This window comes from Rhizobacter sp. Root1238, assembly GCF_001425825.1.
GTDB lineage: Bacteria > Pseudomonadota > Gammaproteobacteria > Burkholderiales > Burkholderiaceae_C > Rhizobacter.
The window spans coordinates 164,839-179,056 of the sequence record NZ_LMDM01000050.1; the positions used below are offsets into that span (position 1 = coordinate 164,839).

At 67.2% G+C, this 14,218-nt stretch carries 12 protein-coding genes and 1 tRNA gene; 10 read left to right on the forward strand and 3 right to left on the reverse strand.

The window, feature by feature from the left end; genetic code table 11:
* Positions 1 to 55 precede the first annotated feature (55 nt).
* On the reverse strand, positions 56 to 2,722 hold the full coding sequence (locus ASC98_RS29085; RefSeq protein ID WP_056805909.1) for a DUF1631 family protein: 2,667 nt from the start codon (positions 2,720 to 2,722) through the stop codon (positions 56 to 58).
* Between the two features lie 161 nt (positions 2,723 to 2,883).
* Positions 2,884 to 3,312: a large conductance mechanosensitive channel protein MscL gene (gene mscL, locus ASC98_RS29090; RefSeq protein ID WP_056805912.1), complete on the reverse strand. Its 429-nt coding sequence runs from the start codon at positions 3,310 to 3,312 to the stop codon at positions 2,884 to 2,886.
* A 187-nt stretch (positions 3,313 to 3,499) separates the two neighbouring features.
* Here mscL and petA point away from each other — a divergent pair, with 187 nt between their 5' ends.
* The 6 genes from petA (at position 3,500) to ASC98_RS29120 (ending at position 7,767) form a co-directional block, all read left to right on the forward strand.
* Complete coding sequence (petA, locus tag ASC98_RS29095) at positions 3,500 to 4,162, forward strand: ubiquinol-cytochrome c reductase iron-sulfur subunit (RefSeq protein ID WP_082542103.1); 663 nt, start codon at positions 3,500 to 3,502, stop codon at positions 4,160 to 4,162.
* 27 nt (positions 4,163 to 4,189) lie between these two features.
* A complete protein-coding gene (locus tag ASC98_RS29100) occupies positions 4,190 to 5,590 on the forward strand; it encodes a cytochrome bc complex cytochrome b subunit (protein ID WP_056805920.1) in 1,401 nt (466 codons plus the stop codon).
* Positions 5,591 to 5,609: 19 nt separating this feature from the next.
* Positions 5,610 to 6,383, forward strand: a complete 774-nt coding sequence (locus ASC98_RS29105) for a cytochrome c1 (RefSeq protein WP_056805924.1) — start codon at positions 5,610 to 5,612, stop codon at positions 6,381 to 6,383.
* Positions 6,384 to 6,502: 119 nt separating this feature from the next.
* Positions 6,503 to 7,114 carry a glutathione S-transferase N-terminal domain-containing protein gene (locus tag ASC98_RS29110; protein ID WP_047500858.1) on the forward strand — a complete coding sequence of 204 codons (612 nt, stop codon included), beginning with the start codon at positions 6,503 to 6,505 and terminating at the stop codon, positions 7,112 to 7,114.
* A gap of 21 nt (positions 7,115 to 7,135) precedes the next feature.
* On the forward strand, positions 7,136 to 7,678 hold the full coding sequence (locus ASC98_RS29115) for a ClpXP protease specificity-enhancing factor (RefSeq protein WP_056805927.1): 543 nt from the start codon (positions 7,136 to 7,138) through the stop codon (positions 7,676 to 7,678).
* 13 nt (positions 7,679 to 7,691) lie between these two features.
* Positions 7,692 to 7,767, forward strand: a tRNA-Thr gene (locus tag ASC98_RS29120).
* 69 nt (positions 7,768 to 7,836) lie between these two features.
* On the opposite strand, the gene ASC98_RS29960 is transcribed toward ASC98_RS29120, so the two are convergent.
* The gene (locus tag ASC98_RS29960) at positions 7,837 to 8,154 is read right to left on the reverse strand and encodes a DciA family protein (protein ID WP_156151584.1); all 318 of its coding nucleotides are present in this window, start codon (positions 8,152 to 8,154) and stop codon (positions 7,837 to 7,839) included.
* 16 nt (positions 8,155 to 8,170) lie between these two features.
* Between ASC98_RS29960 and ASC98_RS29125 the strand changes: the two genes are divergently transcribed.
* The 4 genes from ASC98_RS29125 (at position 8,171) to argJ (ending at position 14,086) form a co-directional block, all read left to right on the forward strand.
* Positions 8,171 to 9,133 carry a M23 family metallopeptidase gene (locus tag ASC98_RS29125; protein WP_082542102.1) on the forward strand — a complete coding sequence of 321 codons (963 nt, stop codon included), beginning with the start codon at positions 8,171 to 8,173 and terminating at the stop codon, positions 9,131 to 9,133.
* Positions 9,134 to 9,337: 204 nt separating this feature from the next.
* Positions 9,338 to 12,094 (forward strand): preprotein translocase subunit SecA, encoded by a 2,757-nt coding sequence (secA, locus tag ASC98_RS29130; RefSeq protein ID WP_056820629.1) that lies wholly within the window; start codon positions 9,338 to 9,340, stop codon positions 12,092 to 12,094.
* Positions 12,095 to 12,244: 150 nt separating this feature from the next.
* Positions 12,245 to 12,847 carry a GNAT family N-acetyltransferase gene (locus tag ASC98_RS29135; RefSeq protein WP_056805937.1) on the forward strand — a complete coding sequence of 201 codons (603 nt, stop codon included), beginning with the start codon at positions 12,245 to 12,247 and terminating at the stop codon, positions 12,845 to 12,847.
* 9 nt (positions 12,848 to 12,856) lie between these two features.
* Entirely contained in the window at positions 12,857 to 14,086 is a 1,230-nt protein-coding gene (argJ, locus tag ASC98_RS29140) for a bifunctional glutamate N-acetyltransferase/amino-acid acetyltransferase ArgJ (RefSeq protein ID WP_056805940.1), read from the forward strand.
* Positions 14,087 to 14,218 lie beyond the last annotated feature (132 nt).

Consider the following 14,218-nt stretch of genomic DNA (forward strand, 5'->3'; position numbering starts at 1 on the left):
ATGCCAATCCGGGTCGATGGTGCTGACGCGATCCCGGATTGGCATCCGGGCTACGTCAATGCCGCGTGGTCGGCGCCCCGGAAGACGAAGCCGACAGCGCCGCCAGCTGCTTGCGCGCCCGCGCGGTCGCGCGCTCCATCAGGTAGGCCTGCTCGAAGGCCTTGAAGCGCCCGGTCTCGCACATGCGCGCGAGCATTCGCGAGGTCAGCGACACCGTCTCGTGATGGCGCTTGCCGCGGGTGAACACGAAGAACGCACGCCCCGGGCTCACGTAGCTCAGCCGCACCTTCTGCCACTGGTCGTTCAGGTGCATCTGGTACGCGAAGCCGAGCTTCACATGGTCCATCAGCTGCACGCCCTGCGACGGCTCGGCCGGCTCGGACGACAGGTCGAGGTCGATGTCGACGCCGCCGACGTGCAGCGGCCCCGGCTGCGTGTCGCCGCCGCCGGCGCCCGGCTCGGTGTCCGGACCGGTGTCGGCGGAGAGGTCGATGTCGACGCTGCCCGACCAGTCGATCGCGCTCTCCTGCACCAGGCCGATGCGCTTGGCTTCGTCCGGCGAGAAGTGCGGTTCGATCGGCGCGGCGCCCATGCTGGACATCGGCACGTCGCGCAGCAGGCCGTCGGGCTCCGGCAGCGCGGTGTTGAACACGCCTTCGAGCTGCTTGGCCAGCAGGTTGTATTCGAGCTCCGTCAGCGGCTGGCCCTTCAGCGAATCGGCATGCGCCGGCAGCAGCTTGCTGAAGAACTCCTTCTGCGCCGCGTCAGGCCAGCCGATCAGCGCCATGCCTTCGTTGAGGTCCTTCATCAGCGGCGGCAGCTGCATCAGGAACTTCTTGCGCATCGCCGGCGAGCCCTTCGGCTGCACGCTCATCACCAGGTCGCGGCCGGCGCGCTTCAGGCGCTGCACCAGCTCTGAGTTGGCGCCGTGCGACTTGGTGGCCTGCGCGAGCGCCTGGCTCCACACCTGGGCCAGGAAGTTGCGCAGGTAGTCCGGCAAGGCCATCGGGTTCAGCGCGGCCTGCAGCTGCAGCATGTAGCGCTGTTGCACGCGCAGGTCGGATTCCTTCGCGTCGACCAGCGTCACCGCCGACGCATTCGCCTGCACCTCTTCCTTGGCCTGCTGCGCGATGAAGGTCTCGAGCGCGCCGAGCTTGGCGGTGTACAGGTCGATCTGGTCGAAGTCGCCCTGCACGATCTCCTGCACCAGGTCGCGCACCCGGGCCATGAACTGCTTGCCGGCGCCGTCGTCGAGGTCGTCGAACGCGACCGCGAGCGACGCGATGCGGTTCACGAAGCGGCGCACCGGGTGCTTGCGCGACGAGAAGAAGCTCGGGTCGGCCAGCGCGACGCGCAGCACCGGCAACTGCAGGCGGGCGATCTGGCGCGCCATCTGCGGCGGCACGCGCGGGTCGGACAGGATCTGGTCGAACAGGCTGCCGACCACGTCGATCACCATGTGATCGAGCGAGCCGGTCGAGGCCTGGCGCAGCTCGTCGCGGTGCTGGCGGATCACGTTGACCGCCATCAGGCCCGACAAGCCCTCGTTCAGGCCGCCGCTGCCGGTGGCGGCGCCGCTCAGGCTGCCGAGCGCGCTCGCGCGTCCGAGCCCCGGCGAGCCGGTGTGCAGGCCGCCGCCGGTCGGCCCGCCCAGGTCGCCCGGGCGGGTCGCCAGGAAGGTCAGCCGGCGGATCAGCGACATCAGCTCGGCATCGGCCTGCGCGCTGACGCCGGGGCGCGGCGTGAAGCGGCCGGCACCGGCGTTCGGGTTGCCGAAGCTCTGGCTGCCGCGGCCGGCGGCATCGCGGCCGAGCGTGCCGGTGCCGGGGCGGCCGACGGTGCCGACACCGGCATGGGGCCCACCACCGCCGGCACCCGGTCCGCCGAAGCCGCCGCGCGTCGAGCCGCCACCCGAGCCGCCGCCCGGACCGCGGCCGGGCAGGCCGCCCTGGCCGCTGTCGAAGTCGCCGGTCATCGTGGTCGGGCTGTACAGGTTGCCGCTGCCGGACGAGCCGGTGTCGCGCAGCGTTGCGTAGCCGGAGTTGACGCGGTCGCGCGCCAGCTCGTTGCCGGGGCCTTCGACGCCGCGCACCGACAGGCTGACCGGCTGCACGCCGCGGGCGCGGAAGTCCTTCAGGATGTCTCCGTAGCAGGTGGGCATCGCGCGCGCGAGCGCGAGGCTCATCTCGCGCGCCAGCACCTTGCGCGTCTCGCGCTCGTTCGACACCGATTCGATCGCGCGGAACACCGCGGCGCCCATCACTTCGCCGCGCAGCGGGTTGCGCTCCTGGTCGGCGCGGCCGATGCCCAGCAGCGAACCGGTGTAGGCCGCCATGTCGCGCAGCTCCCATTCGCAGGCGTGGGTGATGGCCTGGCTGATGCGGTCGGCCGACATCTGCTCTTCCATCTCGGCGTCGCCGACGATGCTGAGCGACATCCAGTCGGTCTCGGCGAGACTGCGGCCGCTCTCGCGGTTCGGGCTCAGCTCGCGCGTCACGCGCTTGCTGAGGGTGTCGCCGAACACCAGCACGAAGGTGCTCATGTGGCGGCGCAGGTCGAGCTGCGCGGTGATCAGGATGTCGCGTTCGTAGATCCGCATCGCCGCCGAAGCCAGCGTGCCCAGGTGGGTCGACACGCGGTCCGCCACCGCCGCGGTGGTCGTCTTCAGGTGGCTGATGGCGGCGTCGAACGCCGCTTGCGAACGTGGATCGATCGGATTCATCTACGGACAGGGCCGATGGGCGGACCGGGGCGAAACCGCCGGACGGGTGGTCCGGACGGAGATACCGCCAAGTATGAGCCCAAACGAAGGGGGCACGCGCCGCGTTGCGGCGTGGCGACGTTGGCCGGCGGGGAGCATTTCACGCCCCGCGGCGCGAACGTTCACTTCTTCAGCGCATCGCGGATCTCGCGCAGCAGCTGCACGTCTTCGGGCACGGCTGCCGGCGCCGCCGCCGGGGCTTCGTGCTTCAGGCGGTTGATCTGCTTGACCATCACGAAGATGATCACGGCCAGGATCAGGAAGTTGAGCGCGACGGTGATGAAATTGCCGTAGGCGAACAACGGAACGCCGGCCTTTGTCAGCGCCTCGTAAGTCTGCGGGCCCTTGAAGTCGGCCGGCGGATTGGCCAGCATCAGGAAATAGTTCGAAAAATCGAGCCCGCCGATCAGTCGGCCGATCACCGGCATGATCAGGTCCTTGACGATGGAATCGACGATCTTGCCGAAGGCCGCGCCGATGATGACGCCGACCGCGAGGTCGACGACATTGCCCTTCATCGCGAAAGCCTTGAATTCGGTGGCGAATCCCATGGGGTGCTCCTGTTTTTCGGTATTGCGCGGGAGTATTGACCAGCAATGCCGGATGTCAAGCCGAAACCGGCGTCAATGAGGGTCCGCCCGCAGTGGCGCAGACCCCGCGCCGCCGGGCGAGGGGGTTGACACGTCCGCTAGAATTCTCGGTTGCCCGTGACTAGAAGTCGCAAGCCGAGGACCCCCAATGAGTGACAAGCAAGGTCGTTCAGAGAGCAGTGAGCAAAGTGGCCAGCAAGGTGCTTCACACCATGGTGAGCACCAGGTCGATCAAGGCCGTCGCACCTGGGTGGCCATCGCCTGTGGCGCCGGCGCGGTCGGGGGCGTCGCAGCCGCCGTCCCGTTCGTCAGCACCTTCCAGCCGTCCGAGCGGGCACGTGCCGCCGGCGCGGCCGTCGAGGTCGACATCAGCGACCTGAAGCCGGGCGAGAAGAAGACCGTCGAATGGCGCGGCAAGCCGGTGTGGATCGTCCGCCGCACGTCCGAGCAGCTTGCCATGCTGCCGAAGAACGACGCACAGCTTGCCGACCCGAATTCGCAGCGCAAGCCCGACGAGCTGACCCCCGAGTACGCCCGCAACGAGGCCCGCTCGCGCAAGCCCGAGGTGCTGGTGGTGGTGGGCATCTGCTCGCACCTCGGCTGCTCGCCGAGCGACAAGTTCCAGGCCGGCGCCCAGCCGTCGCTGCCCGCCGACTGGACCGGCGGCTTCCTGTGCCCGTGCCACGGGTCGACCTTCGACATGGCCGGCCGCGTCTACAAGAACAAGCCCGCACCCGACAACCTCGAAGTGCCGCCGCACATGTACTTGTCCGACGCCAGGCTGTTGATCGGCGAAGACAAGAAGGCCTGAGCCCCGAGCACCCCGGAGAACAACGACATGGCTGAATTCAAGCAAGCGCCCGCCAATGCGTCCGTGGGCGTCAAGCTCATGACCTGGGTCGACAACCGCTTCCCCGCCACGAAGATGTGGAACGAGCAGTGGGGGCAGTACTACGCGCCGAAGAACTTCAACTTCTGGTACTTCTTCGGCTCGCTCGCGATGCTGGTCCTGGTGATCCAGATCGTCACCGGCATCTTCCTCGTGATGCACTACAAGCCCGATGCGGCGCTTGCCTTCGCATCGGTCGAGTACATCATGCGCGACGTGCCGTGGGGCTGGCTGATCCGCTACATGCACTCCACCGGTGCCTCGGCGTTCTTCATCGTCGTCTACCTGCACATGTTCCGCGGGCTGATGTACGGCAGCTACCGCAAGCCGCGCGAGCTGGTCTGGATCTTCGGTTGCGCGATCTTCCTGTGCCTGATGGCCGAGGCCTTCATGGGCTACCTGCTGCCGTGGGGCCAGATGTCGTACTGGGGCGCGCAGGTCATCGTGAACCTGTTCGCCGCCGTGCCCTTCGTCGGCCCCGACCTGGCGCTGCTGATCCGCGGCGACTACGTCGTCAGCGACGCGACGCTGAACCGCTTCTTCAGCTTCCACGTGATCGCGGTGCCGCTGGTGCTGCTCGGCCTGGTGGCGGCCCACCTGATCGCGCTGCACGAAGTGGGTTCGAACAATCCCGACGGCATCGAGATCAAGGCCAAGCGCGGCCCCGACGGCCATCCGCTGGACGGCATCCCGTCGCACCCGTACTACTCGGTGCACGACATCTTCGGCGTCGCCGGCTTCCTGCTGATCTTCAGCGCGGTGGTGTTCTTCGCGCCCGAATTCGGCGGCTACTTCCTCGAGTACAACAACTTCATCCCGGCCGACCCGCTGAAGACGCCGGCGCACATCGCCCCGGTCTGGTACTTCACGCCGTTCTACTCGATGCTGCGCGCCACCACGACGCTGATGGTGCAGGTGCTGTCCGGCATCATCGCGGTGGCCACCGTCGCGGCCCTGCTGAAAGGCAAGTTCGGCGGTGCGGCCAAGCTGGCGATGGTGGTCGCGGCGGTCATCGCGGTGGCGCTGCTGAACGTGTTCGATGCCAAGTTCTGGGGTGTCGTCGTGATGGGCGGTGCGGTCATCATCCTGTTCTTCCTGCCGTGGCTGGACCACAGCCCGGTGAAGTCGATCCGCTACCGCCCCGATTGGCACAAGATCGTCTACGGCGTCTTCGTCGTGTTCTTCCTGATCCTGGGCTACCTGGGGGTGCAGCCGCCGTCGGAAGTCGGCAACTACGTGTCGCAGGTGGGCACGCTGCTGTACTTCGGCTTCTTCCTGCTGATGCCGTGGTGGAGCCAGCTGGGCACCTTCAAGCCCGTGCCCGACCGCGTGACCTTCCACGCCCACTGAGAGACCTGGAGACAACACCATGAAGAAACTCCTTCTCACGCTGCTGGCGAGCCTGGCCCTGGCGGGCGGGGCGGCGCGCGCTTCCGAAGGCGGTGTGGCCTGGGACCAGTTCCCGGTGGCCAAGACGACCGACCTGGCGGCGCTGCAGAACGGCGCGAAGCTGTTCGTCAACTACTGCCTGAACTGCCATTCGGCGGCGTTCATGCGCTACAACCGCATGCGCGACATCGGGCTGACCGAAGCGCAGATCAAGGCCAACCTGCTGTTCGCGACCGACAAGGTCGGCGACACGATGAAGACCTCGCTCGACCCGAAGCAGGCCAAGGACTGGTTCGGCGCGCTGCCGCCCGACCTGTCGGTGATCGCCCGTTCGCGCGCCGACATCGGCAAGGGCTCGGGCGCCGACTACCTGTACACCTACCTGCGCAGCTACTACCGCGACGACACCAAGGCGACCGGCTGGAACAACCTGGCCTTCCCGAGCGTCGCGATGCCGCATGCGCTGTGGGAATTGCAGGGCCAGCGGGTCGCGAAGTTCGTCGAAGAGAAAGACCCGCACGACGAGGCGAGGTCGACGCATCGCTTCGCCGGCTTCGAGCAGGTGACGCCCGGCAAGCTGAGCGCCAACGATTACGACGAGGCCGTCGCCGACCTCGTCGCCTACCTTCAGTGGATGGGAGAGCCAGCCCAGGGCCAGCGCATTCGCGTCGGCGTCTGGGTGCTGCTGTTCCTCTCCGTGTTCGTCGTCATCGCCTGGCGCCTGAACGCGGTTTACTGGAAAGACGTGAAATAACGATGTGATTTCGCGCCCCGGGCTGCACGACGGCCCGGGTCGACGACGCAGCGGCAGCCCGACGGCGTGCCTGCTGCGTCTTGTGTTTTGTTTGACCTCTGCTTCAAGGAGCCACCACCATGATGGTGCTTTACTCCGGAACGACCTGCCCTTACTCGCATCGTTGCCGTTTCGTCCTGTTCGAAAAGGGCATGGATTTCGAGATTCGCGACGTCGATCTCTTCGCCAAGCCCGAAGACATCGCGCTGATGAATCCGTACAACGAGGTGCCGATCCTCGTCGAACGCGACCTCATCCTGTACGAGTCGCACATCATCAACGAGTACATCGACGAGCGCTTCCCGCACCCGCAGCTGATGCCGGGCGATCCGGTCGCGCGCGCCCGCGTGCGGCTGTTCCTGCTGAACTTCGAGAAGGAGCTGTTCGCGCACGTCAACGTGCTCGAGTCGCGCGGCCTGAAGCCGAACGACAAGCAGCTGGAGAAGGCGCGCGCGCAGATCCGCGACCGCCTGACGCAGCTCGCGCCGATCTTCCTGAAGAACAAGTACATGCTGGGCGACGACTTCTCGATGCTCGACGTGGCCATCGCACCGCTGCTGTGGCGCCTGGACTACTATGGCATCGACATGTCGAAGAACGCGGTGCCGCTGCTGAAGTACGCCGAGCGCATCTTCTCGCGCCCGGCCTACATCGAGGCGCTGACGCCGTCCGAGAAGGTGATGCGCAAGTGATTGCGTGACTGAACGCTCAGCATGGCCTCCACTCCCATGGCACCGGGCAACGCCGGCTCATCGACCCGCCCGTACCTGATCCGTGCGCTGCACGACTGGTGCACCGACAACGGGTTCACCCCGTACCTCGCGGTGTTCGTCGACCGGGGCGTGCACGTGCCGGCCGAGTACGTGAAGAACAACGAGATCGTGCTCAACGTCAGCTTCGAGGCCACCACGGCCCTGAAGCTGGGCAACGAGCTGATCGAGTTCAAGGCGCGTTTCGGCGGCATCGCACGCGAGATCGCGGTGCCGGTGGACCATGTGATCGCGATCTATGCGCGCGAGAACGGGCAGGGCATGGCCTTCCCGATGCCCAGCGAATCGGCGTCCGAGACGGCCGGCGCGTCGGATGACGCCGCACCGGCCGATCGCCCGGCGGGTGGCGGGCTGCGCCTGGCCACCACCGAAGGCACGGCCGAGCCGGCGGCTGCGGCACCGGCGGGCGAGTCCGAGGAAGACAAACCGCCCGAACCGCCGGCCGGCGGTGGCGGGCCGCGTCCGGCGCTCAAGCGCATCAAATAGAATCCCCGCCTCAGCCCTTGTAGCTCAGCTGGTAGAGCAGCGGTTTTGTAAACCGAAGGTCGCGGGTTCGATTCCTGCCGGGGGCACCACCATCGATCTGGCCCGAGTGGTCTAGGCCAGACACATTTCTTCATCAACCCCCTGACACACGTCGGGCCTCAGGTTGATTGAACCTTCACACGTATTGCAGTAACCTGCCAGCCCCGGGCCTGGAGCGCTTGCTCCATCCGGGGTTGCAGCTGGCGCAGCTTCGAGGCGACCGCAGAGTTGGCCGCAAGCAGCGACCAGCCCTCATCGTCGACCGGTCCGGGCTTCACATGCAGGGCCAGTGTGGGTGGCAAACAGTTTCGTACCGCATCGAAGCGTGCATTCGACTCCTGCAGCAAGCGCTGCAAGTGAGCCAGAGGCGCACTTCGGCTCAGGGCCTCTTCGATGCGCAAGGCGTTGGGGGTGACCGGGGATGTCTTCGGTTTCACCGCAAGGAGTTTAGCGATGCAGATCCTGATCACGCACGGCACCCTGGCCCGAACGCGTGTGTTGCGCTTCAACCGGTTCCAGGCCTTCGGTGCCCTGCTGGGGCTGGCCATCGTGCTGATGCTGTTGTCCGGCACCATCTACCACGTGGTGTTCCTGAAGGCCGCCCGCGAAGGCTGGCCGGTGGTCAGCCAGATCGTCCGGCTGGTGGTGCGCGACGAATTCGCGCAGCGCGACCGCTTCGTCCGCGAGAACCTCGACGCGATGGCGCAGAAGGTCGGCGAGATGCAGGCCAAGCTGATCAAGCTCGAAGCGATGGGCGAGCGGGTCTCGGGCCTGGCCGGTATGAAACCGGAAGAGTTGAAACAGATCGTGCCGGCCGCGGTGTCCGGTGGGCAGGGCGGACCCTTCGTGCCGGCCCGCACCCCGTCGTTCGACCAGTTGAACGGCATGGTGTCGTCGCTCGACGAGGCGGCCGAGCAGAGCACCGACCTGTTCACGATGGTCGAGTCGCGGCTGTTCGAGCAGCGCATGCAGCAGCTGATGGTGCCCAACAGCCGCCCGATCGACGTGCAGGTCGGCTCGGGCTTCGGCTTCCGCACCGACCCGTTCACCGGGCGTGCCGCGCTGCACACCGGCCTCGATTTCCCGACCGACGTCGGAACTCCCATCATGGCGGCCGCCGGCGGCGTGGTGCGCTCCACCGACGTCCACCCGGCCTACGGCAACCTGCTCGAGATCGACCACGGCAACGGGCTGGTGACCCGCTACGCGCACACCTCGCGCATCGCGGTCAAGACCGGCGACCTGGTCCGGCGCGGCCAGGTCGTGGCCTACGTCGGCACCACCGGCCGCTCGACCGGCCCGCACCTGCACTTCGAGGTGCTGGTCGAGGGCGTGCCGCAGGACCCGGCGAAATTCCTGGCCGGCGGGGCGCGGGCCGGCACCACGGCGGCTGCGAAGGGCGCTGCCCGGCGCTGAGGCGGCAAGCACTCCGGCCACGCTGCCGACGGCCGCTTGCCGTAAAATCCGCCGCTTTCGCTGATCGTGCGCCGGGCTTGCAGGTTTGTGAACTTGCAAACGCGGGCCGCACCCTCAGCTCACCCCAGCATCCAAGAAGTCGGCCCGATCGCAAGGTATCGCGAGAGGCCGCGGCTGCCTTCCCGTACCAACCCCTGACGCTGCATGTTGCCCAAGCTTCTCACCCAGATTTTCGGTAGCCGCAACGACCGACTGCTCAAGCAGTACCGGCAGGTTGTGCAGCAGATCAATGCGCTGGAGCCGCAGTTCGAGCAGCTCAGCGACGAGGCGCTGAAGGCCAAGACGGTCGAGTTCAAGGAACGCCACGCGAAGGGCGAAACGCTCGACGCGCTGCTGCCCGAGGCCTTTGCGGTCGCCCGCGAAGGCGGCAAGCGGGTGCTGAAGATGCGCCACTTCGACGTGCAGCTGATCGGCGGCATGTCGCTGCACAACGGCAAGATCGCCGAAATGCGCACCGGCGAAGGCAAGACGCTGATGGCGACGCTGCCGGTCTACCTGAATGCGCTGACCGGCAAGGGCGTGCACCTGGTGACGGTGAACGACTACCTGGCCCGCCGCGACGCCGAATGGATGGGCCGGCTGTACAACTTCCTCGGCCTCTCGGTCGGCATCAACCTGCCGCAGATGTCGCGCGAAGAGAAGCAGGCCGCCTACGCGGCCGACGTCACCTACGGCACCAACAACGAATACGGCTTCGACTACCTGCGCGACAACATGGTCTACGAGACGGCCGACCGCGTGCAGCGCGGCCTGTCGTATGCCATCGTCGACGAAGTGGATTCGATCCTGATCGACGAAGCGCGCACGCCGCTGATCATCAGCGGCCAGGCCGAAGACCACACCGAGCTCTACGTGCGCATCAACGCCGTCGTGCCGCAGCTGAAGAAGCAGATCGGCGAGCTCGACCTGCGCACCGGCGAAGGCGTGATCGAGCCGGGCGACTTCACCGTCGACGAGAAGACCCACCAGGTCTTCCTGACCGAAGACGGCCACGAGAATGCCGAGCGCATCCTGCGCGAGGCCGGCCTGCTGGTCGAGGGCGCGAGCCTGTACGACCCGCAGAACATCACGCTGATGCACCACGTGTACGCCGCATTGCGCGCGCGCCACCTGTACAACCGCGACCAGCACTACGTGGTGCAGGACGGCGAGGTGATCATCGTCGACGAGTTCACCGGCCGGCTGATGACGGGCCGCCGCTGGTCCGACGGCCTGCACCAGGCGGTCGAGGCCAAGGAAGGTGTCGACATCCAGAGCGAGAACCAGACGCTCGCGTCGATCACCTTCCAGAACTACTTCCGCATGTACGGCAAGCTGTCGGGCATGACCGGCACGGCCGACACCGAGGCCTACGAATTCCAGGAGATCTACAACCTGGAAACGGTGATCGTCCCGCCGAACAAGCCGACGGTGCGCAAGGACGAACTCGACCTGGTCTACAAGACCAACAAGGAGAAGTTCAACGCCGTCATCGACGACATCCGCGACTGCGTCAAGCGCGGCCAGCCGGTGCTGGTGGGCACGACCTCGATCGAGAACTCGGAGCTGATCTCCGGCCTGCTGCAGAAGGCGCAGTTGCCGCACCAGGTGCTGAACGCCAAGCAGCACGCGAAGGAAGCCGAGATCGTCGCGCAGGCCGGGCGTCCGGGCGTGATCACGATCGCGACCAACATGGCCGGCCGCGGCACCGACATCGTGCTGGGCGGCAGCGTCGAGAAGCAGATCCAGCTGATCGAAGCCGACGAGGGCGTCGCCGAAGCCGACAAGCTTGCGCGCGCGGAAACGCTGAAGAGCGAATGGCAGGGCCTGCACGACCAGGTCAAGGCGGCTGGCGGCCTGCGCATCATCGCGACCGAGCGGCATGAATCGCGGCGCATCGACAACCAGCTGCGCGGCCGTTCGGGCCGCCAGGGCGACCCGGGTTCGTCGCGCTTCTACCTGTCGCTCGAAGACCCGCTGATGCGCATCTTCGCCGGCGACCGCGTGCGCGCGATCATGGACCGCCTGAAGATGCCCGAGGGCGAGGCGATCGAGGCCGGTATCGTCACGCGCAGCATCGAGAGCGCGCAGCGCAAGGTCGAGGCGCGCAACTTCGACGTGCGCAAGCAGCTGCTGGAGTACGACGACGTGTCGAACGACCAGCGCAAGGTGATCTACCAGCAGCGCAACGACATCCTCGAGGCGCCGCAGCTCGACGCGCAGGTGGCCAGCCTGCGCGAAAGCACGCTGACCGACGTGGTGCGCACCTACGTGCCGGCCGAGAGCGTCGAGGAGCAGTGGGACCTCGATGCGCTCGAGAAGACGCTGCGCGACGAATGGCAGCTCGAGGTGCCGTTGAAGGCGCATGTCGAGAAAAGCCAGGCGATCACCGACGACGAGATCGTCGAGATGGTGGTGAAGGCCGGCCACGAGTCGTTCGCGGCCAAGCTCGCGATCGTCGGTGCCGAGCAGTTCATCCCGTTCGAACGGATGATCCTGCTGCAGCAGATCGACCAGCACTGGCGCGAGCACCTGGCGGCGCTCGACTACCTGCGCCAGGGCATCCACCTGCGCGGCTACGCGCAGAAGAACCCGAAGCAGGAGTACAAGCGCGAGGCCTTCGAGCTGTTCAGCCAGCTGCTCGACATCGTCAAGATGGACGTGACCCGCATCCTGATGACGGTGCGCGTGCAGACGCAGGAGCAGGTCGCGCAGGCGGCCGAGGCGATCGAGGAGCGCGCCGAGGCGATCAGCAACGTGACCTACACGCACCCGAACGAAGACGGCAGCGTGTCGCAGGAGCCCGATGCCACGCGCTTCGCGCAGATGGTGGCGAACGGCATCCCGCCGGTCGGCCGCAACGACCCGTGCCCGTGCGGCAGCGGCAAGAAGTACAAGCTGTGCCACGGCAAGCTGGCCTGAGGGCCCACCCCCGAGGCGCTGCGCGCCTCCCCATCGAGGGGGCGCCGCCGGTGGCCCGGCCAAGCCGGTTCCACGGCGGCCGCTGGGTCTTGACCGTTTGATGCGATGAGCGGAGCCTTCGGGCTCCGTTCTTGTTTTGGGGTTCTGTTGATGAATGAAAGCACGCTGCAAGGCGCGCCGAAGGAGCTGTTCACCCCGCGGCTGCGGCTGGAGCATCCGCGCGAGGCGCATGCGGCCGTCGTGATGGAGAGCGTCAATGCGTCGCTCGGCGAGCTGCGCTACATCGCGTGGGGCCAGGTGGCGTTCACCGCGGCCACGGCCGAGCGCTTCTGCAGGCGCAATGCGGAGCGCGTCGCGGCCGGCGAGTGCCTGATCTACTTCGCGTTCGACCGCAGCACCGGTGCATTGGTCGGCAACCTCGACCTGCACAGTTTCGAGTTCGACGTGCCGCGCTGCCAGATCGGCTACGTGGCCGATTCGCGCCAGGCCGGGCGTGGGCTGATGCACGAAGCCGGCGCGGCGCTGATGCAGCTGGCGTTCGACCTGGGCGTGATGCGCATCGAGGCCTGGTGCGACGCGCGCAACCGCCGCTCGATCGCGCTGGCCGAGCGCCTGGGCATGAAGCGCGAGGGCCTGCTGCGTGCCTATGAGCGCGACGAAAGCGGCGCGCTGTGCGACCAGGTCGTGCTGGCGAGACTTCATGACGACATCGCCTCTTTCTACAATGCATTCCCTCACCCGCTGCCCGACTGAAAGACTGCCATGCCTGTCAACCTGAGCGCCCCCGATCCGAAGACCCTGCACCCCGTTCCCGGCGTCAAGCTCGGCATCACGATGGCGGGCGTGCGCAAGGCCAACCGCCGCGACCTCAGCGTGATCACGCTGGCCGAGGGCTCGCAGGTGGCCGGTGTCTTCACCAGCAATCGTTTCTGTGCCGCGCCGGTGCAGCTGTGCCGCAAGCACCTGGCGAGCGGCACCGGCCCGCGCGCGATCGTGATCAACACCGGCAACGCGAATGCGGGCACCGGCGAAGACGGCCTGGTGCGTGCGTTCTCGACCTGCGTGGCCTTGGCGCGCCACCTGGAGCTGGCGCCCGAGCAGGTGCTGCCGTTCTCGACCGGCGTGATCATGGAGCCGCTGCCGAACGACCGCATCGAGGCCGGGTTGCCGGCGGCGCTGGCCGACCTGAAGGAAGACAACTGGGGCGTCGCGGCGGAGGCCATCATGACGACCGACACGCTGCCGAAGGCGGCGTCGCGCCAGCTGCAGATTGGCGGCAAGACGGTCACCGTGACCGGCATCAGCAAGGGTGCCGGGATGATCCGTCCGAACATGGCGACGATGCTGAGCTTCGTCGCGACCGACGCCGTGATCGCGCCGACGCTGATGCAGTCGCTGGTGCGCGAAGCGGCCGACCTGTCGTTCAACCGCATCACGATCGACGGCGACACGTCGACCAACGATTCATTCGTCGTCGTCGCGACCGGGCAGGCCGGGCATGCGCCGATCACGAGCGTCGACAGCGCGGAAGGCGCGGCCTTGCGCGAGGCGCTGGTCAGCGTGGCGCAGCAGCTCGCGCAGGCGATCGTGCGCGACGGCGAGGGCGCGACCAAGTTCATCACGGTGCAGGTCGATGCCGGCGGCAGCGAGGCCGAGTGCCAGCAGGTGGCGTATGCGATCGCGCACTCGCCGCTGGTCAAGACGGCGTTCTTCGCGAGCGACCCGAACCTGGGGCGCATTCTCGCGGCGGTGGGCTATGCCGGCATCGCCGATCTCGACCAGACCAAGATCGACCTGTTCCTCGACGACGTGCACGTCGCGAAGCAGGGCGGGCGCAACCCGAGCTACCGCGAGGAAGACGGCCAGCGCGTGATGAAGCAGAGCGAGATCGACGTGCGGGTGGTGCTGAACCGCGGGGTGGCTTCGGCGACGGTGTGGACCTGCGACCTGAGCTACGACTACGTGAAGATCAACGCCGACTACAGAAGTTGATTTGGCTTCGGGTTTCTTGCTTGGGGCAAAGGCACGGGTGGGGAGGCTGTGGCGCGCCGTCGGGGGCGGTCCTCGGCCCCCCGGGGGCCGAGGACTTCCCTCCGCTGGCTGGCTTCATGGCCCGTCGCCGAA

Coding starts and splice junctions, on each gene's coding strand:
- ASC98_RS29085 (WP_056805909.1), bottom strand. CDS start 2,722: ATGAATCCGATCGATCCACGTTCGCAAGCGGCGTTCGACGCCGCCATC.
- mscL (WP_056805912.1), bottom strand. CDS start 3,312: ATGGGATTCGCCACCGAATTCAAGGCTTTCGCGATGAAGGGCAATGTC.
- petA (WP_082542103.1), top strand. CDS start 3,500: ATGAGTGACAAGCAAGGTCGTTCAGAGAGCAGTGAGCAAAGTGGCCAG.
- ASC98_RS29100 (WP_056805920.1), top strand. CDS start 4,190: ATGGCTGAATTCAAGCAAGCGCCCGCCAATGCGTCCGTGGGCGTCAAG.
- ASC98_RS29105 (WP_056805924.1), top strand. CDS start 5,610: ATGAAGAAACTCCTTCTCACGCTGCTGGCGAGCCTGGCCCTGGCGGGC.
- ASC98_RS29110 (WP_047500858.1), top strand. CDS start 6,503: ATGATGGTGCTTTACTCCGGAACGACCTGCCCTTACTCGCATCGTTGC.
- ASC98_RS29115 (WP_056805927.1), top strand. CDS start 7,136: ATGGCCTCCACTCCCATGGCACCGGGCAACGCCGGCTCATCGACCCGC.
- ASC98_RS29125 (WP_082542102.1), top strand. CDS start 8,171: ATGCAGATCCTGATCACGCACGGCACCCTGGCCCGAACGCGTGTGTTG.
- secA (WP_056820629.1), top strand. CDS start 9,338: ATGTTGCCCAAGCTTCTCACCCAGATTTTCGGTAGCCGCAACGACCGA.
- ASC98_RS29135 (WP_056805937.1), top strand. CDS start 12,245: ATGAATGAAAGCACGCTGCAAGGCGCGCCGAAGGAGCTGTTCACCCCG.
- argJ (WP_056805940.1), top strand. CDS start 12,857: ATGCCTGTCAACCTGAGCGCCCCCGATCCGAAGACCCTGCACCCCGTT.